Source organism: Extensimonas perlucida, from assembly GCF_007655255.1.
Classification (GTDB): Bacteria; Pseudomonadota; Gammaproteobacteria; order Burkholderiales; family Burkholderiaceae_C; genus Extensimonas; species Extensimonas perlucida.
The window spans coordinates 15,723-38,638 of the sequence record NZ_VMYE01000006.1 but is presented as its reverse complement, the minus strand read 5'-3'; the positions used below and the strand labels follow the sequence as shown (position 1 = coordinate 38,638).

The 22,916-nt window shown below is 67.0% G+C and carries 22 protein-coding genes; 10 read left to right on the top strand and 12 right to left on the bottom strand.

Annotation, left to right across the window (positions count from 1 at the left end; genetic code table 11):
- The first annotated feature begins 72 nt into the window (after window positions 1–72).
- Both FK527_RS07140 and FK527_RS07135 read left to right on the top strand, forming a co-directional pair.
- Entirely contained in the window at window positions 73–762 is a 690-nt protein-coding gene (locus tag FK527_RS07140) for a dienelactone hydrolase family protein (protein WP_144731710.1), read from the top strand.
- A 139-nt stretch (window positions 763–901) separates the two neighbouring features.
- Window positions 902–1,351 (top strand): host attachment protein, encoded by a 450-nt coding sequence (locus tag FK527_RS07135; RefSeq protein ID WP_144731707.1) that lies wholly within the window; start codon window positions 902–904, stop codon window positions 1,349–1,351.
- A 64-nt stretch (window positions 1,352–1,415) separates the two neighbouring features.
- Here the strand turns inward: FK527_RS07135 and FK527_RS07130 are convergent, their stop codons facing one another.
- From FK527_RS07130 to hemB, 7 genes are all read right to left on the bottom strand, one after another.
- A complete protein-coding gene (locus FK527_RS07130; protein WP_144731704.1) occupies window positions 1,416–2,426 on the bottom strand; it encodes a hypothetical protein in 1,011 nt (336 codons plus the stop codon).
- A 24-nt stretch (window positions 2,427–2,450) separates the two neighbouring features.
- Entirely contained in the window at window positions 2,451–4,019 is a 1,569-nt protein-coding gene (locus FK527_RS07125; protein WP_246072703.1) for a methyl-accepting chemotaxis protein, read from the bottom strand.
- A 98-nt stretch (window positions 4,020–4,117) separates the two neighbouring features.
- Window positions 4,118–5,737, bottom strand: coding sequence for a DHA2 family efflux MFS transporter permease subunit (locus FK527_RS07120; protein WP_144731701.1), 1,620 nt, complete (start codon window positions 5,735–5,737; stop codon window positions 4,118–4,120).
- A 20-nt stretch (window positions 5,738–5,757) separates the two neighbouring features.
- Window positions 5,758–7,038: an HlyD/EmrA/EmrK family protein gene (locus tag FK527_RS07115; RefSeq protein ID WP_144731698.1), complete on the bottom strand. Its 1,281-nt coding sequence runs from the start codon at window positions 7,036–7,038 to the stop codon at window positions 5,758–5,760.
- A gap of 86 nt (window positions 7,039–7,124) precedes the next feature.
- Complete coding sequence (locus FK527_RS07110; protein ID WP_144731695.1) at window positions 7,125–8,660, bottom strand: efflux transporter outer membrane subunit; 1,536 nt, start codon at window positions 8,658–8,660, stop codon at window positions 7,125–7,127.
- Window positions 8,657–9,181, bottom strand: a complete 525-nt coding sequence (locus FK527_RS07105) for a MarR family winged helix-turn-helix transcriptional regulator (protein ID WP_144731692.1) — start codon at window positions 9,179–9,181, stop codon at window positions 8,657–8,659. Before FK527_RS07105 ends, FK527_RS07110 begins: the two co-directional genes overlap by 4 nt.
- A gap of 169 nt (window positions 9,182–9,350) precedes the next feature.
- On the bottom strand, window positions 9,351–10,361 hold the full coding sequence (gene hemB, locus FK527_RS07100) for a porphobilinogen synthase (protein ID WP_144731689.1): 1,011 nt from the start codon (window positions 10,359–10,361) through the stop codon (window positions 9,351–9,353).
- Between the two features lie 82 nt (window positions 10,362–10,443).
- On the opposite strand from hemB, the gene FK527_RS07095 reads away from it, so the two are divergent.
- Window positions 10,444–10,872, top strand: coding sequence for a CopD family protein (locus tag FK527_RS07095; protein ID WP_144731686.1), 429 nt, complete (start codon window positions 10,444–10,446; stop codon window positions 10,870–10,872).
- 39 nt (window positions 10,873–10,911) lie between these two features.
- On the top strand, window positions 10,912–12,012 hold the full coding sequence (locus FK527_RS07090) for a VanZ family protein (protein WP_144731683.1): 1,101 nt from the start codon (window positions 10,912–10,914) through the stop codon (window positions 12,010–12,012).
- Between the two features lie 67 nt (window positions 12,013–12,079).
- On the opposite strand, the gene FK527_RS07085 is transcribed toward FK527_RS07090, so the two are convergent.
- Both FK527_RS07085 and FK527_RS07080 read right to left on the bottom strand, forming a co-directional pair.
- Window positions 12,080–12,421, bottom strand: a complete 342-nt coding sequence (locus FK527_RS07085; protein ID WP_144731680.1) for a DUF1840 domain-containing protein — start codon at window positions 12,419–12,421, stop codon at window positions 12,080–12,082.
- Between the two features lie 4 nt (window positions 12,422–12,425).
- A complete protein-coding gene (locus FK527_RS07080) occupies window positions 12,426–13,871 on the bottom strand; it encodes a class I SAM-dependent methyltransferase (RefSeq protein WP_144731677.1) in 1,446 nt (481 codons plus the stop codon).
- A gap of 211 nt (window positions 13,872–14,082) precedes the next feature.
- On the opposite strand from FK527_RS07080, the gene FK527_RS07075 reads away from it, so the two are divergent.
- Window positions 14,083–14,781 carry a nitroreductase gene (locus tag FK527_RS07075; protein WP_144731674.1) on the top strand — a complete coding sequence of 233 codons (699 nt, stop codon included), beginning with the start codon at window positions 14,083–14,085 and terminating at the stop codon, window positions 14,779–14,781.
- A gap of 36 nt (window positions 14,782–14,817) precedes the next feature.
- Here the strand turns inward: FK527_RS07075 and FK527_RS07070 are convergent, their stop codons facing one another.
- The gene (locus FK527_RS07070) at window positions 14,818–16,020 is read right to left on the bottom strand and encodes a M20 aminoacylase family protein (RefSeq protein WP_144731671.1); all 1,203 of its coding nucleotides are present in this window, start codon (window positions 16,018–16,020) and stop codon (window positions 14,818–14,820) included.
- A 123-nt stretch (window positions 16,021–16,143) separates the two neighbouring features.
- On the opposite strand from FK527_RS07070, the gene FK527_RS07065 reads away from it, so the two are divergent.
- Window positions 16,144–16,578 (top strand): DUF1841 family protein, encoded by a 435-nt coding sequence (locus FK527_RS07065; RefSeq protein WP_144731668.1) that lies wholly within the window; start codon window positions 16,144–16,146, stop codon window positions 16,576–16,578.
- A gap of 118 nt (window positions 16,579–16,696) precedes the next feature.
- Here the strand turns inward: FK527_RS07065 and FK527_RS07060 are convergent, their stop codons facing one another.
- The gene (locus FK527_RS07060) at window positions 16,697–17,374 is read right to left on the bottom strand and encodes a c-type cytochrome (protein WP_144731665.1); all 678 of its coding nucleotides are present in this window, start codon (window positions 17,372–17,374) and stop codon (window positions 16,697–16,699) included.
- Window positions 17,375–17,479: 105 nt separating this feature from the next.
- Here FK527_RS07060 and FK527_RS07055 point away from each other — a divergent pair, with 105 nt between their 5' ends.
- From FK527_RS07055 to FK527_RS07045, 3 genes are all read left to right on the top strand, one after another.
- Window positions 17,480–18,334: an AAA family ATPase gene (locus tag FK527_RS07055; RefSeq protein ID WP_144731633.1), complete on the top strand. Its 855-nt coding sequence runs from the start codon at window positions 17,480–17,482 to the stop codon at window positions 18,332–18,334.
- Between the two features lie 214 nt (window positions 18,335–18,548).
- Window positions 18,549–19,154 carry a GNAT family N-acetyltransferase gene (locus FK527_RS07050; protein WP_144731630.1) on the top strand — a complete coding sequence of 202 codons (606 nt, stop codon included), beginning with the start codon at window positions 18,549–18,551 and terminating at the stop codon, window positions 19,152–19,154.
- A gap of 18 nt (window positions 19,155–19,172) precedes the next feature.
- Window positions 19,173–20,360, top strand: coding sequence for a vWA domain-containing protein (locus tag FK527_RS07045; RefSeq protein ID WP_144731627.1), 1,188 nt, complete (start codon window positions 19,173–19,175; stop codon window positions 20,358–20,360).
- Here the strand turns inward: FK527_RS07045 and FK527_RS17510 are convergent.
- Entirely contained in the window at window positions 20,352–20,684 is a 333-nt protein-coding gene (locus FK527_RS17510; RefSeq protein ID WP_246072702.1) for a hypothetical protein, read from the bottom strand. The two genes, FK527_RS07045 and FK527_RS17510, sit on opposite strands and share 9 nt — an antisense overlap.
- A 49-nt stretch (window positions 20,685–20,733) precedes the next feature.
- Here FK527_RS17510 and FK527_RS07040 point away from each other — a divergent pair, with 49 nt between their 5' ends.
- Entirely contained in the window at window positions 20,734–22,611 is a 1,878-nt protein-coding gene (locus FK527_RS07040; RefSeq protein WP_425460420.1) for an autotransporter assembly complex protein TamA, read from the top strand.
- Window positions 22,612–22,916 lie beyond the last annotated feature (305 nt).

Here is a 22,916-nt window from a genome sequence, read left to right as displayed (position 1 = left end):
CAAAAATGCCGTGTTCCGCGACGCTGGCCGTTGCAGGAGCTTGGGTCTATCCATTTTTATGAGGAGCATTCCATGAGCCAGTTCATCCAAGTGACTTCGAGCGATGGTTTTTCGGTGCCTGCCTGGCTGGCCGAGCCCCAGGGTACGCCGCGCGGCGCCATCGTGGTGCTGCAGGAAATTTTCGGCGTGAACTCGCACATCCGCGCGGTGGCCGATCGCTATGCCGCGAGTGGCTATCTGGCGATCGCCCCCTCGACCTTCGCACGCGTCAAGCAGGGCGTGGAACTCGGCTATGAGCAGCAGGACATGGAGGCTGGCTTTGCGCTCAAGACGGCCGTCGATGCGCTCCCGGCGCCGGGCGTGATGCTCGACATCCAGGCGGCGATCCATGACGCTGCCAAGCGCAGCGGTCGCAAAGTTGGCATCGTCGGCTTTTGCTGGGGCGGCTTGCTGACCTGGCGCTCCGCGTGCACGCTGGACGGCCTGTCGGCGGCCGTGTGCTACTACGGCGGCGGCATGACCACGCCTGAAGAGTCGGCACGCAAGCCGCGTGTGCCGGTGCTCGCGCACTTCGGCGAGCGCGACCATTGGATTCCGGTCGATGAAGTCAAGGCTTTCGCCAAAACACACCCCGAGGTGGAAGTGCACATCTACGCCGCAGACCACGGCTTCCATTGCGACCAGCGCGGCTCCTACGACCAGGCCGCGGCCCAGCTCGCCAACGAGCGCACGCTGGCATTCTTCGCCAAGCACCTCGGCTGACGCGCGCTGATCGCGATGGTCGCGCACAGGACGCGGTTGTAAAGCGGTGTTTTGGCCTCATGTAAAAATGGGAGCAGACGCATGGGGCAGTTGCTGCGTCCGTTGGTTTTCTTTTCCATGACATCAGGAGGCCCAGACCATGAAAGCAGACCGTATCCTGATCGCCAATGCCACCTATGCCCGCTATCTGGAACGAGAGACAAGCGGCACGTTGCGGGTACTCGAAACCTTTGAACATCCAGAGAGCCGTAGCAAGGTGAGCGAGATCGTGTCCGACAAGATGGGGCGCGAAGCCTCGGACCGGGGGTATGGCGGCACGGCCTACCAGCCGCCGACCGATCCCAAGCGCAAGGAGCATTTGCACTTTGCACACGAGCTTGCCGACTATCTGGAGCAGGAAGCCGGGGCGGGGCGCTTTCAGGAGCTGGCCATCTTCGCGTCGAACCCTTTCCTCGGCGAGCTCAAGGCCGCGCTCGGTGATGCTGCGCGGCGGCGCTTGTCTTCGACGCATGATCTTGACCTCACCAGCTACGGCCTCGCCGAGCTGGAGCAGCGCGTCAAGCAAGCGTTATCGTCCCCCGAACGTTGAGTGGGCATGGTGAATTCATAAAGGTGGCCTTGCCCCATTTTTTAGCTACCGTTGTATCTCAACTTCACCAGCGCGCCGCGGCAAAGGCGCGGATGAAGTCTTCGAGCGCGCTTTGCGGCAGGCGGTCTATGCCGCCCGCGCCCGCGCGACCCGAGCCGCCGAAGCGGCTGCACAGGTCTCCTGCGCCGCCGGGGGCATTGCGAGGGGCACGCACGCTCACGCGCCAGAGTGTGCCGTCTTTGCCCGCGGGCGCGTCTGCATTTTCTTGCACGGGCAGCAGCAGCGCATGCGCGCGCTGCGGCTCCTGGTTCGCAAGCTGGTTCGCGAGGTGGCCCACGACGCGCCGGCTCCAGGGCGCGGCCGACAATAGCAGAACACTGCCGCGCGCGTCCTGCCAGTAGGGCGCAAGACCCGCAGCGTGCGCCAGATCGTCCGCGCGCTGTGCGTCCAGCGCCTGCAGCACGGGCTCGTGCGCGAGCATGGCGAGCGGGTCTTCGTAGCGCGCCATGAGCGCATACAGCTGCGCGGGGTGGATGAGCACGTCGCGCGCGGACTCGCCGTAGGCGTTGTAGTTGATCGCCTCGCCCATGCGCCGCAGCGCGTCGATCTGTGCGCGACCCAGATTTAGCGTGGCGGCCAGGCGCTCGGCTACGGCGCCCAGGTTGTCGCCAAACGCACCGACCACGGCCCAGGTGCGAAAGCGCCCGCCGAGCGCGCGGTCCACGAGCACGCTGGTGCAGACGTCGGGCGCCGTGTCGAGGTGCGCTTCGAGGCAGGGGTGCTGGAGCGGCGCGCCGCTCGCATGGTGGTCGAAGTAGCGCACGCGCACGCCGCACGCGAGCAGGCGCTCGAGCGCGGCGCGGTTGCGCGCCATGGCGATGTCGCACACCAGCACTTCGTCGCCGGGTTGGGCAGTTACGCGCTCAAGCAGCGCGATCTCACGCTTTAGGCCCGTGACCAGTGTGGCCTGCGCAGGCGCATGCAGGCGCCACTGCCGCACCGCGCACAGGCCGTCGGCGTCGCCGTTGCAGACGTCGAAATACCTTGGCGGGCGCAGCGGGGCGGGTGTTGACATGGCGGCAGGCATGTGCCGGCCATCTTATGCGAGCTTGAAACGCTGCACGCTTTCGAGCAACTGCACGGCTTGCTCACGCAGGGCTTGCGCGGCGGCGGCGGACTCTTCGACGAGCGCTGCGTTTTGCTGCGTCATGCGGTCGAGTTCGGACACAGCTACGTTGACTTGCGCGATGCCGTTGCTCTGCTCGCCCGTAGCGGTCGTGATTTCTTGGATCAGTGCATGCACTTCCTGCACGGAGGCGACGACGCGCTCCATGGTCTGCCCGGTCAGCGCGGCTTGCGCGCCGCCGGCCTCGACCTGTTGCACCGAGCTTTCGATCAAGGCCTTGATCTCGCGCGCCGCCTGCGCCGAGCGCTGTGCCAGCGTGCGCACCTCGCTCGCGACCACGGCAAAGCCGCGTCCTTGCTCGCCTGCGCGCGCCGCTTCGACGGCGGCGTTGAGTGCGAGGATGTTGGTTTGGAAGGCGATGCCGTCGATCACGCCGGTGATGTCGGCGATCTGGCGCGACGAGCCGCGGATGTCCTCCATGCGGCGTACCACCTGCGCCACGGCTTCACCGCCTTGCGTTGCGACCTCGTTGGCCGTTTCCGCGCAGCGTGCGGCACGGCGCGCGGCCTCGGCGTTTTGCGTGACCGAGCCGGTGAGCTCTTCCATGCTTGCCGCCGTCTGCTCCAGATTCGACGCGGTGCTCTCGGTGCGCCCGCTCAAGTCCTGGTTGCCGCTGGCGATTTCGGCACTCGTGTGCGCGAGTTGCTCTGCCGCCTGGCGCACGCCGCGCAAGGTTTGCGTCAAATCCTCGGACATGGCCTTCATCGCGGCGAGCAGATGGCTGATTTCGTCGCGCCCCTTGACGGTGACCTGTAGCGTGAGGTCGCGCTGGGAGATCGCGCGGGCCACGCGCACAGCCTTGTCCAGGCCGCGCACGACCGATTGCTGCACGTTGCGCGCGAGCAGCAGGTTGACGGCCACGGCCAGCGCGACCACGATCAGCGTGCGCCAGAGGCTCGCGAGAAAGTTCTTGCGCAAGTCGTCGGCATAGACGCCCGAACCCACGACCCAACCCCAGGGCGCAAAAGCCTTGACGTAGGAAATCTTGGGCACGGGCTGATCCTCGCCCGGCTTGGGCCACTGGTAGCTGACGAAACCGCCGCCATCGCTTTGCTGTGCGCGCTGCGCAAAGAGCACGAAGATCGGTTTGCCGTCGGGGTCTTTGATGTCGGCAGCGTTTCGCCCGTTGAGTTCGGGCTTGAACGGGTGCATCAGCACGCGGGGTTGCATGTCTTGTACCCAGAAATACTCGTTGCCCGAGTAGCGCGCTGCCTGCAAGGTCTGCAGGGCCAATTGCTGGGCTTGCGCGCGCGTATAGGTGCCTCGCGCTTCGAGTTGCTGCGCCCAGCCGAGGATGGAATGCGCCACATCCACCGTCTGGCGCACCGCGGTTTCGCGTCCGGTGCGGTTGAGCTGGTATTGCTCGAACAAAAAATAGCCCGAAACAGCCACCAGAATCAGCGAGGCCAGTGCCGTCATGAGCCGCAGCTTGGCGGCGATCGTCAAGGCGTTGAGGGCGCGGCGCAGAAAAGAAAAGTCCATGGGCAGGGAAGGCAAAGGTGTGGGTCAGAAACAGCGAGTCTGACCGAAAAGTAGGCACTTGCAACCCCTGTAAATCCCTGATTTGACTAATGTCAATATCAATGCGCGCCCGCGGCCGCGTCGGCGCTGCCTTCGCCGGCGTGCGGGCGGTGCGCGAGCCAGATCAGCGGAATCAGCAACAGGAAAATCAGCGCCGAAGCGTAAAAAATGTCGTTAGCCGCGAGCATGAAGGCTTGCTGGTTGAGCAGGCGCTCCACCTGGCCCAGCGCCTGCTGCTGGCTCAGGCCGGCCGCCTGCAGACCTTGCAGGGTTTGTGCGAGCGTGCCGTTGCCCTGCTGCAGGGTTTCGACCAGGTGCACGTGGTGCATGGTGGCACGGCGCTCCCACAGCGTGGTCGACACCGAGGTGCCTATGGCCCCCGCGGTGATGCGCATGAAGTTCGACAGCCCCGAGGCCGCAGGAATGCGCGGGCCGTGCACTTCGGAGAGCGTGATCGTCACGAGCGGAATGAAGAAAAACGCCATCGCGATCCCCTGGATGATGGTCGGGATGAGGATGGTGAGCACGTCGGCCTGAGTGGTAAAGCGCGAGCGCATCCACAGCACCAGCGCAAACACCAGGAAGGCGACGGTGGCGTACTTGCGCGGATCGGCCTTGGAGATGGTGCGCCCGACGATGGGCGCCAGCACCAGTGCCATCAGCCCCACGGGCGCCAGCACTTCGCCGGCCTGCGTGGCGGTGTAGCCCATGAACTGCTGCAGCCATAGCGGCAGCAGCACCACGTTGCCGAAAAACACGCCATACCCCAGCGAAATGGCGATGGAGCCGGCCCAGAAGTTGCGCACCTTGAACAGCGTCAGATCCACCACCGGGTGTTTGTCGCCCAGCTCCCAGATCATGAACGCGGCAAAACCGATGGCCGCGACGACGGCGCAGCCCATGACCAGCGGCGACTCGAACCAGTCGTGCTCCTTGCCGATGTCGAGCATGATTTGCATGCTCGCCACCCAGACCACGAGCAGGCCCAGGCCGATCGAATCGATGGGCAGGGCATGGCGCGGCGTCTCACGGTGGCGGAAGATGCCCCAGGTCACGAGCGCGGAGAGAATGCCCACGGGCGCGTTGATGTAGAAAATCCACGGCCAGGTCATGTTGTCGGTGATCCAGCCGCCCAGCAGCGGGCCCGTCACCGGCGCAACCAGCGTGGTCATGGACCAGGCGGCCATGGCCACGCCCGCGAGCGCGCGCGGGTAGCTCGACAGCAGCAACGCCTGCGACAGCGGGATCATGGGCCCGGCGACAAAACCCTGCAGCGCGCGGAAGGCGATCAAAAGCGGCATGGTCGGGGCGAGGCCGCACAGCACCGAGGCGAGTACGAACAGCACCACGCTGAGCACGAACAGGCGCACCTGCCCAAAGCGCTGCGACAGCCAGCCCGTGAGCGGCACCGAAATCGCGTTGGCCACGGCAAAGCTCGTGATAACCCAGGTGCCCTGCGTGGGGCTCACGCCCAGGTCGCCCGCGATCGCGGGCAGCGACACGTTCGCAATCGAGGTGTCGAGCACGTTCATGAACGTGGCCGCCGAGAGCGCGAGCGTGCCCCACAGGCGTGCGCTGCCGGACAGCGGCGGCAGCGGCGCGGCAGGCGCGGGGGCTTGTGTGGCGGGAGGGGGCGGTGGCGACGTGCCCGAGGGCGCGCTGGCGGAAGCTGCGTTCATGTGCGGGCTTTCGGGGGCGGTCAGCCTTGGTGCGCGCCGGCGCTCGGCGATGCGCTGGCCGCGGGCTTGCCGTTCCTGGGCGCGCCCTTGGCGCCGGACCCGGCGTTGGCCGCGATGATGCGCGCCACCTCGGCCTCGGCGCCGCGGTCCAGGTCAGCATAAACGCCCGTCTGCGCCACGGGTTCGGTGCGCGGCTGCTCGGCCAGCATGGGGCCGCCGCGGTCCGAGGTATCGACATCGACCAGCATGGACAGCCCCACGCGCAGCGGGTGCGCACGCAGCTCTTTGGGGTCGAGCGCGATGCGCACCGGCACGCGCTGCACCACCTTGATCCAGTTGCCCGTGGCGTTTTGCGCGGGCAGCAGCGCAAACGCCGAGCCCGTGCCCATGCCCAGACCGGCGACGCGGCCGTGGTATTCGACCTTGCCGCCGTAGAGGTCGGCTGTGAGCGTGGCCGGCTGGCCCAGGCGCAGGTTGCGCAGCTGGTTCTCCTTGAAGTTGGCATCGACCCACATCTGCTCGGCGGGCACCACGCTCATGAGCGGCGTACCCGCAGCCACGCGCTGGCCCAGCTGCACGCTGCGCCGCGCCACGTAGCCGGCCACGGGCGCCGGCAGCACGGTACGGCGCTCGGCGAGGTAGGCCTCGCGCAGCTTGGCGGCAGCGGCGAGCACGTTGGGGTGGCGCTCGAGCGGCACGCCCTGCGTCAGCGCCTGGTTGCTCGCGAGCTGTTCGCGCGCCGCGGCGATGGCGGCTTCGGCTGCGGCAAGTGCGGCGCGCGCGGCGTCGTGCTGGGCCTGCGCCTGATGCAGCTCTTCCTGCGAGACGGCGCCATTGCCTGCGAGCTTCTGGCGCCGCTGCAGGATGTCGCTCGTGCGCGTGACGTCGGTGCGCGCGCGCGTGGCGTCGGCTTCGCGCAGGCGCACCTGCTCTTGCAGCGCGGCGTCGTTGACGTAGAGGGTGCGCACCTGGCGCACGGTCTGCGCGAGCGCCGCCTCGGCGTGCGCGAGCGCCACGCGCGCATCGGCCGGGTCCAGCCGCACGAGCGGCGCGCCGGCCTGCACATAGTCGGTGTCGTCGGCAAGGATGGCCGTCACGGTGCCGCCGGTTTGCGGCGTGATCTGGATCACGTTGCCTTGTACGTAGGCGTTGTCGGTGTTCTCGTTATGGCTGGCAATGAGCCACTCGTAGGCGCCCCAGGCGGCGCCCGCGACGAGCACCACGACGGCAAGTGCGAGCAGGGCCTTGCGGCGGGTGGGGTTGGCGGCGCGCGCGGCGTACGTGGGTTGCGGTTCGGTCATGGCTTGTCCAAAAAAGTCGAAGCGGCAAAAGGAGGGGTGGGTGGAGGCTTGGGCCGGCTCGGATGACGCGGATGCGGGGCGCGTGCTCAGCGCGTGGCGCGCGCCACTGTCTCGGGCAGCGTGGCCTGGTAGCCGCCGCCCAGCGCGCGGATCAGGTTGACCTGCGTGTCCAGACGACGCGCGGCCAGATCGACGCCCAGGCGCCGCTGCGCGAGCACGCTGGTTTCGGCTACGAGCACCGTGAGGTAGTTGGTCAGCCCCGCGCGGTAGCGTTCGAGCGCAAGCGCATAGGCAGCTTCGGCGGCAGCCTGCGCCTGGCGCTGCTCGGCCTGCTGGCGCACGATCGAGCGCGCCGAGTCGAGCTGGTCGGCCACGTCGCGCACGGCGTCGAGCAGGCTCGCGTTGTAGCTGGCCACCGCGGCGTCCAGGTCGGACGACTTGCCGCGCAGGTTGGCGCGCAGACGCCCCGAGTCGAAGATCGGCAGGCTGATGGCCGGACCTAAGCCCCATTCCTTGCTGTCCGCACGGGCGAAGTTGTCCAGCCCTATGCTGGAGAGGCCCACGAAGGCGGCGAGGTTGACGTTGGGGTAGAACAGACTGCGCGCCTGATCGACGCTGCGCGTGGCCGCTTCCACGCGCCAGCGCGCGGCCGCGATGTCGGGCCGGTGGCCGAGCAGTTCGGCCGGCAATTGCGCCGGGATTTCTACTGCTTTGATAGCTGCTAGTGCAGGTGTATCAAGCGCTAGAGCCGATTTTGGCTCGGAAACGAGGGCGCCGATCGCGTTGCGCGTGAGGGCGATCTGCTCGTGCAGCGCCTCGACCTGCTGGCGCGCGTCGGGCACGCTGCCCTCGCTCTGGCGCAGCTCCACGCGCGTGTCCAGGCCCGCGGCAAAGCGCTCGCGCACCAGTTGCAGCGTCTCCTCGCGCTGCGCCAGGGTGCGTTCGGCCACGGCGAGCTGCGCCTGCAGCCGCGCGAGCTGAAAGTAGCTGCGCACCACGTTGCTCGCGAGCAGCAGGCGCGCGGCCTGCGCGTCGGCCTCGGCGGCGCGCGCCGCGCCTATGGCCGCCGCGAGCGCGGCCTCGTTCTTGCCGAAAAAGTCGAGTTCCCAGCTGCCCGTGAGACGCCCGAGCCCGCTATTGAGCACGCTGCCGCCCACGGGTGGCGGGTACATGCCCTTGGCGCTGTAGAGCTGGCGGTTCAGGTTCAGGTTGCCGTCCAGGCGCGGGCCGTCGCTGGCGCGCACGGCCTCGCTGAACGCCCAGGCGCTCGCGAGGCGCGCCTGCGCCTGCTGCAGCGAGGGGTTGCCGGCCAGCGCCTGCGCGACGAGCGCGTCGAGCTGTGCGTCGCCCCACATGCGCCACCAGTCGGCTTGCAGCGCTGCGCTGGGCGCGTGGGCGTTGCCGGCAGCAGCATCCGCCGCAGAGGCGGGCGCGAGCCCCAGGCTGGCGGCGTCGCGCATCTGCAGCTGCGCCGCAATGCCGGCGTGGTCGGCGCAGCCCGCGAGGCCCATCAGACCCGCGATGGCCAGGGTCAGCGCGCCCGCAGTGCAGGAGCGCTGGCGCAGGGGCGCGGCGAAACCTGCCCGCGCCCTGGGCGCGGCGGCAATGAACGTAGGTGTCATGGTGCGGGATGTTCGTGGAAAGAGACGCTTGCTGCGTCGGGGGCCGGGGCAAGCGCTTGCAGGTTTTCGCGGATGCGCTGGACGAAGGCGAGCAGCTGCGCCACTTCGGCCGCGCTGAAGCCCTGCAAAGCCTGTGCCTGCAGCGCTTCGAAGATCGCGGGCAGCTGCGCGGCCACGGTGCGGCCGGCGTCGGTCAGCTCGGTGTGCACGACACGCCGGTCTTGCGCCGAGCGCACGCGCGTGCAAAGCCCTTTGGCTTCGAGCCGGTCCAGCAGCCGCGTCATGCCGCCCGCGTCCATGTGGCAGCTGCGCGCGAGCGCCGCCACGGTGCCTTCCTGGCCCAACAGCAGGCGCAGCAAGGGCTTCCACTGCGCGTCCGTCAGGTCCAGCGGCTCGACGCGGCGCGTGATCTCGGCGCCCAGCAATGCGACGATGCGCCGTAGCTGGTAGCCGACCTGTTTTTCGAGGTCGAACGATGCCGCGGCGGGTGTGGCGCCAGCAGGAAGGACTGGGGAGGACATGTTAACGACAATAAATGAGCGCGCAATTATTGTCGAAATGGCATTTGTCTGCGCAAAGAAATGGCTGCTGCGCAGATTTTGGTGTGCAAAAGCAACGAGGCTTTGCGCGCCTTGCGCACAAATTTATAAGCAAATAAGCATTTTATGCAGGTAAATACTGCGATAACAGCTATTGTTTTTGGAGTATCCGTGCGGCCTCGAGGGCGAAATAAGTCAGCACCCCGTCGGCACCCGCGCGCTTGAAGGCGAGCAGGCTCTCGAGCATCACCGCGTCGTGCTCGAGCCAGCCGTTGGTGCTCGCGGCCTTGAGCATCGCGTACTCGCCGCTGACCTGGTAGGCGAAGGTGGGCACGCGGAATTCATCCTTCACCCGGCGCAGCACGTCCAGGTAGGGCATGCCAGGCTTGACCATCACCATGTCCGCGCCTTCGGCGATGTCCAGCGCCACTTCGCGCAGCGCCTCGTCGGTGTTGGCCGGATCCATTTGATAAACGCTCTTGTTGCTCTTGCCGAGCGCACCGCGTGTGCCCACGGCGTCGCGAAACGGGCCGTAGAACGCGCTCGCGTACTTGGCGCTGTAGGCCATGATCGCGGTGTGGATGTGGCCTTGCACCTCGAAGGCTTCGCGGATCGCGCCGATGCGCCCGTCCATCATGTCGCTGGGCGCGACGATGTCCACGCCGGCCTGCGCATGCGCGAGCGCCTGCGCGGTGAGGATTTCCACCGTTTCGTCGTTGAGGATGTAGCCCGTGTCGTCGAGCACGCCGTCCTGGCCGTGGCTGGTGTAGGGGTCGAGCGCCACGTCGGTGAGCACGCCCAGATCGGGAAACTCGCGCTTGAGCGTGCGTACCGCGCGCGGAATCAGGCCGTCGGGGTTGGTGGCCTCTTTGCCGTCGGGCGTCTTGAGGGCCGGGTCTATGGCCGGAAACAGCGCCAGCACCGGGATGCCCAGCTGCACGCATTCTTGCGCCACGGGCAGCAGCAGGTCCAGGCTCAGACGCTCCACGCCGGGCATGGAAGGCACGGGGGTGCGCAGCTTGGAGCCCTCATGGACGAACACGGGGTAGATGAAGTCGTGCGGCGAGAGCGCATGCTCGCGCACCAGGTTGCGCGTGAAGGCATTGCGGCGCAGGCGCCGCGGGCGGTTTTGCGGGAAAGGGGCGGGGCTGTGGAGGTGCATGGGAAAAATTGTGCCTTATCCGGACAATCTGGGTTCAAGGGGTATTACTGTGCTCCACCCATGCAAGCCCTACACTGCTGCCATGCTTTGGGTCAAGTCCTTCCATATCGTGTTCGTGGCCAGCTGGTTCGCCGGCTTGTTCTATCTGCCACGCATTTTCGTCAACCTCGCCATGGTGGCGCCGGGCTCGGTGGCCGAGCGCGAGCGCCTGCTGCTCATGGCGCGCAAGCTGCTGCGCTTTAGCACGCTGCTGGCCGTGCCGGCCGTGGCGCTGGGCCTGTGGCTGTGGCTGGGCTACGGCATAGGGCGCGGGCCGGGCAACGGCTGGCTGCACGCCAAGCTGGCCGTCGTGCTGCTGGTGATTGGCTACCACCATGCCTGCGCCGTGCTGCTGCGCAAGTTCGAGGCGGACGCCAACCGGCGCAGCCACAAGTGGTTTCGCTGGTTCAACGAGGTGCCTGTGCTGCTGCTGCTCGTGGCGGTGGTGCTGGTGGTGGTCAAGCCCTTTTGAGTAGCCGGGGGCTCGGAACAGGTTAGGTTCTCAGTGCCCATGCACAAGACCTCCGCCTGGCCTCTGGCGCTGCTCTACATCGCGCTGATCGTTTTTGCGAGCCTGTTTCCCTTCAGCGGCTGGCGCGCACAGGGGGTCGCGCCCTGGGTTTTCCTGCTGGCGCCGCTGCCGCCACCGTACTGGACGCGGTTTGACTTCTTCACCAACATGCTCGGCTATGCCCCGCTGGGTTTTTTGCTCGCACTCGCACTGCTGCGCACGGGCGCGCGCGCGCGCTGGGCGTTTTTGCTCGCCACGCTCGCGGGGGCGCTGCTGTCGCTTGGCATGGAGTTTTTGCAGATTTACCTGCCGCAGCGCGTGCCCTCCAACCTCGACTTGCTGCTCAATACGCTGGGCGCGCTCGCGGGCGCGCTCGCGGCCGTGCTGCTCGAGCGCTGGGGCGCGCTCGCGCGCTGGAGCGACGTGCGCGCGCGCTGGTTCGTGCCCGACGCGCGCGGAGCGCTCGTGCTGCTGGCCTTGTGGCCTGCGGCGCTGCTGTTCCCGGCGGCCGTGCCCTTTGGCTTGGGACAGGTGCTCGAGCGGCTGGACGCCGCGCTCGTGGCGGCGTTGGACGGAACGCCGTTTTTGCACTGGCTGCCGCAGCTCGAGGAAGAGTCGCTCGATCCGCTCTCGCCCGGCGGCGAAATGCTGTGCGTGGCGCTGGGGCTCTTGCTTCCGTGCCTGCTCGGCTACGGCGTGATCCGCACGTCCGGGCGGCGCGCACTGTTTGCCGCGGGGGCGCTGCTCGCGGGCCTTGCCGCCACGGCGCTGTCGGCGGCGCTGAGCTGGGGCCCGGTGCACGCCTGGGACTGGTTGAGCCTGCCGGTGCGCGCGGGGCTGGTGTTGGGGCTGCTGGCTGCCGCAGCGCTGCTGCCCCTAGGGCGGCGCGCGTGCCTGGCGCTGCTGCTGCTCGCGCTGGCCTGGCATTTGTCGGTGCTCAACCAGGCACCGACGAGCGCCTACTTCAGCCACACGCTGCAACTGTGGGAGCAAGGGCGCTTCATCCGCTTTTACGGCCTGGGGCAATGGCTGGGCTGGCTCTGGCCTTACGCCACGCTGCTGTACGTGCTGCTGCGGCTGTCGCGGCGCGATGCACGGTAACGAGCGCGCTTTTCCCACCCAGTCTTTTCCAACTCAGGCATGAGCCCGAAGCCGCTCGCCATCCCGGTTAGCTGCTCCAGGTCACTTCGCGCCCCTCGGCGGCGCTGCGTCGCAGCATGTCGATCAGCGGCGCGACGCGCTGGCGCAGGCGTATGGGCTCTTCTGCAGGTTCGACTTGCTCCTTCGAGGTTTCGCCTTGCTGCTCTTGCGCCGCTTGCCTGCGCGCCGCGATCAGGGCTTCTTCGGCGGCCACGGCGGCTTCGAGGGCGGCGATTGCAGCGGGAATTTGTTCCGCGCTCAGGATACCGGGTACGCCCGGCTCCTTGCCGATGATCTGCAGTATGCGCCGCCCTTGCGGCTCGAGCATGATGAGGTCGGCAGTGGCGCGCGACTTGAATTTGTAGAGCATGGAATCAGGTGCCTAGGAGCCTGTCGGACTTTGGAATCGTCGGCTGCGAATGCGCCGCAGCGGCCCATTTTTTACCGGCTTCTTGCCCCATAGCACCACTATGGGGCGGCGAATCCGGCAAAAACTGGTCTCGCTGGGGCGCATTCTCGCTTTCGACGCCCAAAGTCCGACAGGCTCCTTGCTGCGCGTACATGTAGTCGCGCGTGAAGGGGTACTCGGACTGCGCGCCGCGCAGGCTGCCCGTTTCCATGCGGCCGTCGGGGTGGGTGGCGAGCATCTGGTGGATGGCCACCCAGCCGCGCTCGAAACCCAGCGCGCAGCCAGCCAGGTAGAGGCGATAGGCGCGCAGGATTTTTTCGGCGCGCTCGGCGCCGTGCTTGGCGGCGAGCACTTCGCGCGCTTGGGGCAACTGCGCTTCCAGCGCGTCCGACCAGGCCCAGAGCGTGCGTGCATAGTGCGGGCGCAGGTTCTCGGTATCGACCATCTCGAGGCCGCCCAGCGCCATGTGGCGCAGCACGGCGCCCACGTGCATCAGCTCGCCGCCGGGGAAGATGTAGCGGTCTATGAATTCGCCCATGCCGCCAGCGAGTTCGGAATTCTCCACCCCGCCCGCCGTGATGCCGTGATTCAGCAGCAAGCCGCCGGGTCGCAGCAAGCGGCGCACGGTGTTGAAATACGCGGTCATGTTGCGCCGCCCCACATGCTCGAACATGCCCACCGAGGCCACGGCGTCGAAGGGCTCGGTGCTGGGCAGCTCGCGGTAGTCACGCAGCTCCATGCGCACGCGCCCCTGCAGCCCGAGCGCGGCGATGCGCTGCAGCACGTAGGCATGCTGGTTGCGCGAAAGTGTGATGCCCGTGGCGTCTACGCCGTAATGCTCGGCCGCCCACAGCAGCAGCCCGCCCCAGCCCGCGCCTATGTCGAGAAAGCGCGTGCCTGGGCGCAGGCGCAGCTTGCGGCAGATGTGGTCCAGCTTGGCTTCCTGCGCCTGCGCGAGCGTCATGTCCGGCGTGCGGTAATAGGCGCACGAATACACGCGCCGCGGATCGAGCCAGAGCGCGTAAAAATCATCGGAAACATCGTAGTGGAACTGGATGTTGCGTGCGTCACCCGCGAGCGTGTGCGCCGCGCGCGAGCGCAACCAGCCGAGCAGCCGTTGCCACGCGCCGGGTTTGCCCTGGATGGGGCTTGCGGGCAGCAAGCCCTCGGCGGCGGCCATCAGGTCGCGCATATTGCCCTCGAACGCCACCTGGCCCTCGACGATGGCCATGCCCACGTAGCCGATCTGCCCTGAAGCCAGCGCCAGCGTGGCCTTGCGCTCGCGCACGCGGAAAATGACGGCAGCGGCGTTTTCGGCGGCGCCAAGCTTCTTGCCACCTGGCAGTTCCAGGGCCACGGGCACTGGCAGGGCCTCGAGCCGTGCCGCCAGAATGTCGGAATGTGCGCTCATGGCAGGACATTTTTCCCGCCTGCCAGCGGCGCGTCAATCTTTTGCCCTGCTTGCTTGCCCAGGACACTCGGCTACCGCATGCACCTCGCACGCTCAGGCAGGCGATTCGCTATGATTTTGCACCCTATCGAACGATCGTTCAGAGGCCGCCGCGCCATCGTTCCGCGCGCCCACAAACCCGCTTAGATGCCAAAAACCGTGGAACCCGCCCATGACTGCCCCTGCTGAAACCCCGCTGCCGCCGGCCTACCAGACCTTGTCTGAGCTGCTGCACACCCGCTACAGCTGCCGTGCCTTTTTGCCGCAGCCGCTGCCGCGCAGCACCGTGGAGCAAATCCTCGAGGCAGCGCAGCGCACGGCCTCGTGGTGCAACGCCCACCCCTGGCAGCTGAGCATCGTGAGCGGCGGCGCGCTCGATCGCCTGCGCACGGCGCTGTGCGCGCATGTGGCCGAGAACCCGCCCGCGCCCGACCTGCCCTGGCCGGGCGAGTACCGCGGCGTGTACCTGCAGCGCCGGCGCGAATGCGGCTGGGGCCTGTACCAGGCGCTGGGCATCGCCAAGGACGACCGCGCGGCCTCGCAGCGCCAGGCGGCGCAAAACTACACCATGTTCGGCGCGCCGCACGTGGCCATCGTCACAAGCGACGCCGCGCTGGGCGTCTATGGCGCGGTCGATTGCGGCGCCTACGTGGCCAATTTCATGCTTGCCGCGCACAGCCTGGGCGTGGGCTCGATCGCGCAGGCCGCGCTCGCGGCCTATCCGCAGGTGCTGCGCGCGCAGCTTGGCATAGGCACGGAGCGCACCATCGTCTGCGGCATCTCCTTCGGTCTGGCCGATCCCGAACACCCGGCCAACCAGTTCCGCACCAGCCGCGCGCCCGTTTCTGACGCCGTGCACTGGCGCGAATGAGAGCCTCTTTGAATAGGCGCTGAACGCCTGTGGCCCTCAGGCCGCGCGTGCCAGCCACTGCTCGGCCAGGCGCACCCAGTAGGTCGCGCCCAGCGGGATCAGCGTGTCGTTGAAGTCGTAACTCGGGTTGTGCAAGGTGCAAGGGCCGCCGCCGTGGTCCACGCCGCGGTGCGCGCCCTCGCCGTTGCCTATGAAGCAATAAGCGCCGGGCTTGGCCTGCAGCATGAAGGAAAAGTCCTCCGCGCCCATCGTGGGTTCCTGCTCCAGCACATGCTGCGTGCCGACGATGCCGGCCATGACCTGGCGCGCAAACGCGGCCTCGGCAGGCGTATTGACCGTGGGCGGGTAATTGCGCTTGAAGGCGAAGCTGCAGCGCGCGCCATGCGCCGCGCACAGGTGCTCAGCGACTTCGCGCATGCGCGCTTCGATCAGGTCGAGCAGCTCTAGCGTGAAGGTGCGCACCGTGCCCTGCAGCTCGCAGCGGTCTGGCACCACGTTGCTGGCCTCGCCCGCATGCACCATGGTGACCGAGATCACGCCGGCTTCGACGGGTTTTGTGTTGCGGCTGATGATGGTCTGCAGCGCAAGCACGAGTTGGCACGCGATGGGCACCGGGTCTATGGTCATGTGCGGCATCGCAGCATGCCCGCCCTTGCCTTCGATGGTGATGTGAAATTCGTTGCTCGAGGCCATCACCGGCCCTGGGCTCACGGCAAAGTGGCCCACGGGCATGCCGGGCCAGTTGTGCATGCCAAACACCGCCTGCATCGGGAAGCGCTCGAACAGGCCGTCCGCGATCATCTCACGTGCTCCGCCGCCGCCTTCTTCGGCGGGCTGGAAGATCAGGTACACCGTGCCGTCGAAGTGGCGGTGCCGCGCGAAGTAGTGGGCCGCCGCGAGCAGCATCGTCGTGTGGCCGTCGTGGCCGCAGGCGTGCATACGGCCCGGATGGCGGCTCGCGTGCGCAAAGCGGTTTGCCTCGTGGATGGGCAGCCCGTCCATGTCGGCGCGCAGCCCGACGGCGCGCCCGCAGGCACCGCCGTCGCGCCCGTGCACGATGCCGACCACGCCCGTCTGGCCCAGGCCGCGGTGCACGGGAATGCCCCACTCGCCGAGCTTTTGCGCCACGAGGTCGGCGGTGCGCAGTTCCTGAAAGCACAGCTCGGGATGTGCGTGCAGGTCGCGGCGCAGCGCCGCAAAGCCGTCTGCCTGGGCAGCGATGGATTCGATGATGTGCATGGTGTCTTGTCTCCTGCAAAAGGGCCGCAGCTGCGCGCAGCGCTGCGCCATGAGGTGCCAGTCTAGCCCGAGGAGGATGCCCCTTGCAGCGTTCCGGCCGGCCCTGCGTGCTACGCTGCGCGCATGTTTCAACCGACCCAAGCCGATGTGCGCCGCTTCTTTTGCGAGGTGCACGCCAAAGCCACACGCGGCGCGCCGCTCGAGCCGCTCGAGACGCTGGCGCAGCTGTGGATCGCCGAGCATCCCGAATACCACGCCGAGCTCGCCGATGCGCAAGCCGCCGTGGCACGCCATTACGACGATGCGCCCGAGCGCACGAACCCTTTTTTGCATCTTTCGATGCACCTGGCTATCAGCGAGCAGTGCAGCATAGACCAGCCGCGCGGCATCCGCCAGGCGGTGGAGCTACTCACGGCGCGGCTCGATTCGCTGCACGACGCGCACCACGTCGCCATGGACTGCCTGGGCCAGATGCTGTGGGAGAGCCAGCGCGAGGGCCGCGCGCCCGATGGTGACGCCTACGTGGCCTGCGTGCAGCGGCGCGCCACGCGGGATTGAGCAGAGCGCGCAATGCTATTGTAAAAATAGCTACTGGCGCACATGGGTAGTGCGTAAAGAGGAAAAAATATCATAAAAAAGCCCGCTGCTGCGGGCTTTTTCGATGGTGCGCCGGCGCTCAGCGAAAGCGCGGTTCGGGCACGGTGCGCAGCTCGCCGTCGAGCGCGCCCACGTAATTGGCCAGCGCCTTGAGCTCGGCGGTCGAAAATTGCTTGGCGATGCCGGCCATGACGGGGTTGGAGCGGCCCACCACGGCGTTCGGCTCGGCTTTGTAGGACTTGAGCGCGACGAACAGGTAGTCGGCGTGCTGGCCCGCGATCTTGGGATAGGCCGGGTCGATCGGCTTGGAGAAGTTGTCGCCGTGGCACGAGACGCAAGCTGCCTTTTGCAGCAGCGCCGCGACCTGGGGCTTGGGCTCGGTGCGCGGCTTGGCGGGCAGTTCGGCCTTGCCTTTCTGGGTTTTGCCGAGCTGTTCGTAATACGCGGCGAGGTCGGCGATGTCCTGGTCGGACAGCGATGCCGCGATGCCGCGCATGGTGGGGTGGCGGCGGTCGCCCTTGCGGTAGGCGTCTAGCGCCGTGGCGATGTATTTGGCGTTTTGCCCCGCGATCATGGGCACCTTGTGCACTTCGGGGAAGGTGGCCTGGTAGCCGGGGATGCCGTGGCAGCCCACGCACATGGCGATCTTCTTGGCCCCTGCCTGTGCGTCTCCTTGCACCTCGGCAGCGTGGGCGGTAGCGATGGCGGTCACGGAAGCGACAGCCAGGGCAAGCAATGTGGTCAGCTTTTTTGTCATTTTGCGCGCACAATGGTGTAAAAAAACAGCCTGTGGCTGTGATCGGTGGTCGATTATAGCCAGCGCTTGTCAAGCCCATTTATCAACGTTATTGCCATTCCATCCATGAAATTCCAAGGCTCCCAGAATTACGTCGCCACGCCCGACCTCATGCTTGCCGTGAACGCGGCCATCACCTTGCAACGCCCGTTGCTCATCAAGGGCGAGCCCGGCACCGGCAAGACCATGCTTGCCGAAGAAGTGGCGCAGGCGCTCAACATGCCGCTGTTGCAATGGCACATCAAGAGCACGACCAAGGCACAGCAGGGCCTTTACGAATACGACGCCGTGAGCCGTCTGCGCGACAGCCAGCTCGGCGACGCCGACAGCGCCGCGCGCGTGCAGGACATCCGCAACTACATCGTGCAGGGCGTGCTCTGGCGCGCGTTCACGGCAGACCAGCCCGTGGCGCTGCTGATCGACGAAATCGACAAGGCCGACATCGAGTTCCCCAACGACCTGCTGCGCGAGCTCGACCGCATGGAGTTCTACTGCTACGAAACGCGCGAGCTCATCCGCGCCAAGCACCGCCCGCTGGTGTTCATCACCTCGAACAACGAAAAAGAGCTGCCCGATGCGTTTTTGCGCCGCTGCTTCTTTCACTTCATCAAGTTCCCCGACGCCGACACCATGCGGCAGATCATCGGCGTGCACTTTCCCACGCTCAAGGGCGAGCTCATCAGCGTCGCGATGAAGACGTTTTACGACGTGCGCGGCCTGCCTGGCCTCAAGAAAAAGCCCTCGACGAGCGAGCTGCTCGACTGGCTCAAGCTGCTCGTGGCCGAGGACATCCCCGTCGAGGCGCTGCAAAGCGGCGACGACAAGATCGCCATACCGCCGCTCGTGGGCGCTTTGCTCAAGAACGAGCAGGACGTGAGCCTGTTCGAAAAGCTGGTGTTCATGAACCAGCGCAATCGCTGAGAGGCTGAGAGTCTTTCGTCCATGGCCGCCTTGCACACCAAAACACCCCCGCTCGTCGTTGCAAATGCTCGCCATAGCCCGAGCTATGGCTGCGCTTTGCGCCTCGATCGGTGGCGTTTTGATGCGCCTTTCGGTCACGGCCGAAAAACTCTCAGCCTCTGAGCGCCGGCGCCGACTTGCCACGGCCAAACTGCACCTGCCCACGCTTGCTACCATGACCGCGTTCGCCCAGCCCCTCACCTTGCGCGCACACGGCGTGCGCCTGGAGCCGCTTTCGCTCGCGCACGAGGCGGGGCTCGCCGCGGCTGCGGCCGACGGGCAACTGTGGCGCCTGCGCGTGACCTCGGTGCCCGAGCCGCAAGAGACGCGCGCCTACATCGAGCAGGCGCTGGCCATGCAGGCCGAGGGCAGCCGCCTGCCCTTTGCCGTGTGCGACGAGGCCACCGGGCGTGTGCTCGGCAGCACGAGCTACCACGACATCCTGCCCGCCGTGAAGCGCCTGGAGATCGGCTGGACCTGGTACGCCAAAAGCGTGCAGCGCAGCCATGTCAACACGGTAGCCAAGCTGCTGCTCATGGGGCACGCGTTCGACACGCTGGGCTGCCGCGTGGTGGGCTGGCGCACCGACAACTTCAACTTTGCGAGCCAGCGCGCCATAGAGCGCCTGGGCGCGAAGAAAGACGGCGTGCTGCGCGGCCACGCGCTGCGCCGCGACGGCACCATACGCGACACCGTGATGTACAGCATGCGCGCCGGCGAGTGGCCCGAGGCGCGCGCCCAATTGCTCTACCTTTTGCAGCTGCATGCGCTTGCTCCATAAGCGCTGGAGGTCAAAAACATGCTCATAGACTTTTTCTACACGCTGCGCGCCGCGCAGTTGCCGGTATCGGTCAAGGAATTCCTCAGCCTGCTCGAAGCGCTCGAAGCCGGCATCGTCGGCCCGCGCTCCGAAGACGCCTGGAGCCTGGACGACTTCTACTTCATGGCGCGCCTGGCGCTCGTCAAGGACGAAAAGCACTACGACAAGTTCGACCGTGCCTTTGCCGCGTACTTCAAGGGCGTGGAGGCCGCGGCCGAGCTCGCGCGCGAGCTGCCCTCGGACTGGCTCACCCAGATGCTCGAGCGCGAGCTCAGCGACGAGCAAAAGGCCGCGCTCCAAAAGCTCGGCTGGGACGAGCTCATGGAAACGCTCAAAAAGCGCCTAGCAGAGCAAAAAGGCCGCCACGAAGGCGGCAGCAAGTGGATAGGCACGGGCGGCACCAGCCCGTTCGGCAACGGCGGCTACAACCCGCAGGGCATACGCATAGGCGGGCAGAGCAAAAACAAGAGCGCCGTCAAGGTCTGGGAGCAGCGCGCCTACCAGGACTACGACGACCAGCAGGAACTCGGCACGCGCAACATCAAGGTCGCGCTGCGCCGCCTGCGCCGCTTTGCGCGCGAGGGCAACGAGCTCGAGCTCGACCTGCCCGACACCATACGCAGCACGGCCGCGAACGCGGGCTACCTCGACATCAAAATGGTGCCCGAGCGCCACAACAACGTGAAGGTGCTGCTGCTCATGGACGTGGGCGGCACCATGGACGAGCATATCCAGCGCGTCGAGGAGCTGTTTTCTGCCGTGCGCAGCGAGTTCAAGCACCTCGAGTTCTACTACTTCCACAACTGCGTCTATGACTTCATGTGGAAGAACAACCGCCGGCGTTTTGCCGAAAAATTCCCCACCTGGGACATCATCCGCAAGTACAACAAGGATTACAAACTGATCTTCGTGGGCGACGCGACCATGAGCCCCTACGAGATTTTGCAGCCCGGCGGCAGCGTCGAATACAACAACGAGGAGCCCGGCGCCGAATGGCTGCAGCGCCTCACGCACGCCTTCCCCAAGTTCGCCTGGATCAACCCCGAGCCGCCCGGCGTGTGGCAGTACCGCCAGAGCATCAGCATCATCCAGCAGCTCATGGCGCAGCGCATGTACCCGCTCTCGCTCAAAGGGCTCGAAGACGCGATGCGGCTGCTGTCAAAATAACTGGATGCCTAGGAGCCTGTCGGACTTTGGAATCGTCGGCTGCGAATGCGCCGCAGCGGCCCATTTTTTACCGTCTTCTTGCCCCATAGTCCCGCTATGGGGCGGCGAATCCAGCAAAAACTGGCCTCGCTGGGGCACATTCTCGCTTTCGACGCCCAAAGCCCGACAGGCTCCTAGGAGCCTGTCGGACCTTGGAATCGTCGGCTGTGAATGCGCCGCAGCGGCCCATTTTTTACCGTCTTCTTGCCCCATAGTCCCGCTATGGGGCGGCGAATCCGGCAAAAACTGGTCTCGCTGGGGCACATTCTCGCTTTCGACGCCCAAAGCCCGACAGGCTCCTAGCCACCCCATAGCGCCGGCCCGTGGGCCGGCGTTGTTTTTTCTGCTGCTGGTGCTCACCCTGCTGCTGCCTGGCTGCAGTGTCTGGCAGCGCGTCACGGGCCAGGGTGCGGATGCCGACGCCGATGCGGCCGCAGGGGAGGGCCGCGCCGCGTTCACGCTCGAAGTGCAGGCGCCCGATGCGGTGCGCGGCCTGCTCGAGCGCCACCTCGAGCTGCAGCGCTTTCGCCAGCTGCCCGACTTGCAGGAGGGCGAGCTGCAGCGCCTGCTCGCGCGCGCCGACGAAGATGCGCGCGAGCTGCTCGCGACGCAAGGCTATTTTTCACCCAGCATCGCGATCGAAACCCAGGCCGCGCCCGCGGGTGCTGCAGCCGCGCGCGTGGTGCGGCTGCGTGTCGATCCGGGGCCGCAGACGCGCGTCGTGCGGGCCGACATCGGCTTCGTCGGCCACAGTGTGGGCGCGCAGCGCGACACGCCCGTGGGCCGGCCCGGTGCGCCCGAAAGCGGCGCGCGCCAATTACAGCGCGTGCAAAGAAGCTGGGAGCTCCCGCCCGGCCAGCCCTTCACGCAGGCCGGCTGGGACGCCGCGAAAAAAGAGAGCCTGCACCAGCTGCAGGCGCGCCGCTACGCCGCCGCGCGCATAGAGAGCAGCCGCGCCGACATAGACGCCGACAGCAACGAAGCGACGCTGAGCGTGCTCTACGACCCCGGCCCTGCGTATTTCTTCGGCCCCTTGCGCATCGAAGGCAGCCGGCGCTACGACCCTGAAGGCGCGCGCCGCATCGCACGCCTGCCCACGGGCAGCCTCTACTCCGAGGCGCAGATGCTCGATGCCCAGCAGCGCCTGGCCGCGAGCGGCTACTACGACACCGCATTCCTGCTGCTCGACACCGCGGCGCCCGACCCAGGGGCCGCGCCCGTGGTCGCGCAGGTGCGCGAAGCGCCGCTGCAAAAATATGTGTTCGGCGCGGGTATCTCCACCGACGCCGGCCCGCGCCTGAGCGTGGACCACATCCACAACCGCGTGCCCGGCATAGGCTGGCGCGCCGTGAGCCGGCTCGCGCTCGACGACAAAGACAAGCTGCTGGGCACCGAGCTCATGGACTTGCCCGACGAATCGGGCTGGCGCTGGTTCGGCAGCGCCAAGCTGCAGCGCGAGGACACGGGCGACTACCGCGTCAACAGCGGGCGCCTGCGCACAGGGCGCAGCAAGAGCGACCTGCGCATAGACCGCAGCTATTTTTTGCAATACGACAACGCGCACAGCCAGGGCCTGAACCCGCCGCCCACGAGCAGCGCGCTCAGCGTCAACACCACCTGGACGGGGCGCTACTTCAACAGCAACCTCGCGCCCACGCGCGGCTACGGGCTGGGGCTGGAGCTTGGCGCGGGCAGCACGCTGGGTGAACACCACGAGCCCTACGCGCGCAGCCTGCTGCGCTGGCAGTGGTTCGTGCCACTCGGGCGCGTGGAAGGCGAGGACGGGCGCGGCCGCCGCAGCCGTCTGGCCGTGCGCACCGAGCTGGGCGCCGTGCTCGCGCGCACCGATGCTCCTGTGCCCGTGACCGAGCTCTTCCTCACAGGCGGCGACGCCACGGTGCGCGGTTACGCCTACCGCAGCATAGGTGCGCGCACCGAAAACGACCAGCTCTACGGCGGCCGCTACCTGGCCGTGGGCAGCGTCGAATGGCAGCGCCCCATGCTGCGCGACGGCCGCGTGAGCGACTGGGAAAACACCTTTTTCATCGACGCCGGCGCCGTCGCCGACCGCGTGCACGCCCTCGACCCGCGCGTGGGCGTGGGCACGGGTGTGCGCTGGCGCAGCCCCGTGGGGCCGCTGCAGGCCGACCTGGCCTACGGCGTGCGCGTGCACAGCCTGCGGCTGCACATGCGGCTGGGGTTCAACTTTTGAGCACAGATTGCCCATGAAGACGCAGGATGGTGGCGCGGCGGCAGGAATTGGGGTCACAGAAATTGGGGTCAGATTCCAATTATTTGCAAAGGTGAAGGAGCAAAGGGTGGGTGCCGGGAGATGCGCCCGGCGGCGCACCTACTTTTCTTGTCTCGCCAAGAAAAGTAGGCAAAAGAAGGCGACCCTACTGTCTGCGTCCCTGTGCGCCTGAACGGCGCCCAGGGCAAGCTGCGGTGCTCGCACCCGGCGGGGTCGCGCGAAACTCGCTGCGCTCAAACAATCGCGCGCCCTTTATCCGCCGGGCG

What these genes read in the sequence shown, in the direction of transcription:
- FK527_RS07140 (WP_144731710.1), top strand. Translation starts at nt 73, where the DNA reads ATGAGCCAGTTCATCCAAGTGACTTCGAGCGATGGTTTTTCGGTGCCT.
- FK527_RS07135 (WP_144731707.1), top strand. Translation starts at nt 902, where the DNA reads ATGAAAGCAGACCGTATCCTGATCGCCAATGCCACCTATGCCCGCTAT.
- FK527_RS07130 (WP_144731704.1), bottom strand. Translation starts at nt 2,426, where the DNA reads ATGTCAACACCCGCCCCGCTGCGCCCGCCAAGGTATTTCGACGTCTGC.
- FK527_RS07125 (WP_246072703.1), bottom strand. Translation starts at nt 4,019, where the DNA reads ATGGACTTTTCTTTTCTGCGCCGCGCCCTCAACGCCTTGACGATCGCC.
- FK527_RS07120 (WP_144731701.1), bottom strand. Translation starts at nt 5,737, where the DNA reads ATGAACGCAGCTTCCGCCAGCGCGCCCTCGGGCACGTCGCCACCGCCC.
- FK527_RS07115 (WP_144731698.1), bottom strand. Translation starts at nt 7,038, where the DNA reads ATGACCGAACCGCAACCCACGTACGCCGCGCGCGCCGCCAACCCCACC.
- FK527_RS07110 (WP_144731695.1), bottom strand. Translation starts at nt 8,660, where the DNA reads ATGACACCTACGTTCATTGCCGCCGCGCCCAGGGCGCGGGCAGGTTTC.
- FK527_RS07105 (WP_144731692.1), bottom strand. Translation starts at nt 9,181, where the DNA reads ATGTCCTCCCCAGTCCTTCCTGCTGGCGCCACACCCGCCGCGGCATCG.
- hemB (WP_144731689.1), bottom strand. Translation starts at nt 10,361, where the DNA reads ATGCACCTCCACAGCCCCGCCCCTTTCCCGCAAAACCGCCCGCGGCGC.
- FK527_RS07095 (WP_144731686.1), top strand. Translation starts at nt 10,444, where the DNA reads ATGCTTTGGGTCAAGTCCTTCCATATCGTGTTCGTGGCCAGCTGGTTC.
- FK527_RS07090 (WP_144731683.1), top strand. Translation starts at nt 10,912, where the DNA reads ATGCACAAGACCTCCGCCTGGCCTCTGGCGCTGCTCTACATCGCGCTG.
- FK527_RS07085 (WP_144731680.1), bottom strand. Translation starts at nt 12,421, where the DNA reads ATGCTCTACAAATTCAAGTCGCGCGCCACTGCCGACCTCATCATGCTC.
- FK527_RS07080 (WP_144731677.1), bottom strand. Translation starts at nt 13,871, where the DNA reads ATGAGCGCACATTCCGACATTCTGGCGGCACGGCTCGAGGCCCTGCCA.
- FK527_RS07075 (WP_144731674.1), top strand. Translation starts at nt 14,083, where the DNA reads ATGACTGCCCCTGCTGAAACCCCGCTGCCGCCGGCCTACCAGACCTTG.
- FK527_RS07070 (WP_144731671.1), bottom strand. Translation starts at nt 16,020, where the DNA reads ATGCACATCATCGAATCCATCGCTGCCCAGGCAGACGGCTTTGCGGCG.
- FK527_RS07065 (WP_144731668.1), top strand. Translation starts at nt 16,144, where the DNA reads ATGTTTCAACCGACCCAAGCCGATGTGCGCCGCTTCTTTTGCGAGGTG.
- FK527_RS07060 (WP_144731665.1), bottom strand. Translation starts at nt 17,374, where the DNA reads ATGACAAAAAAGCTGACCACATTGCTTGCCCTGGCTGTCGCTTCCGTG.
- FK527_RS07055 (WP_144731633.1), top strand. Translation starts at nt 17,480, where the DNA reads ATGAAATTCCAAGGCTCCCAGAATTACGTCGCCACGCCCGACCTCATG.
- FK527_RS07050 (WP_144731630.1), top strand. Translation starts at nt 18,549, where the DNA reads ATGACCGCGTTCGCCCAGCCCCTCACCTTGCGCGCACACGGCGTGCGC.
- FK527_RS07045 (WP_144731627.1), top strand. Translation starts at nt 19,173, where the DNA reads ATGCTCATAGACTTTTTCTACACGCTGCGCGCCGCGCAGTTGCCGGTA.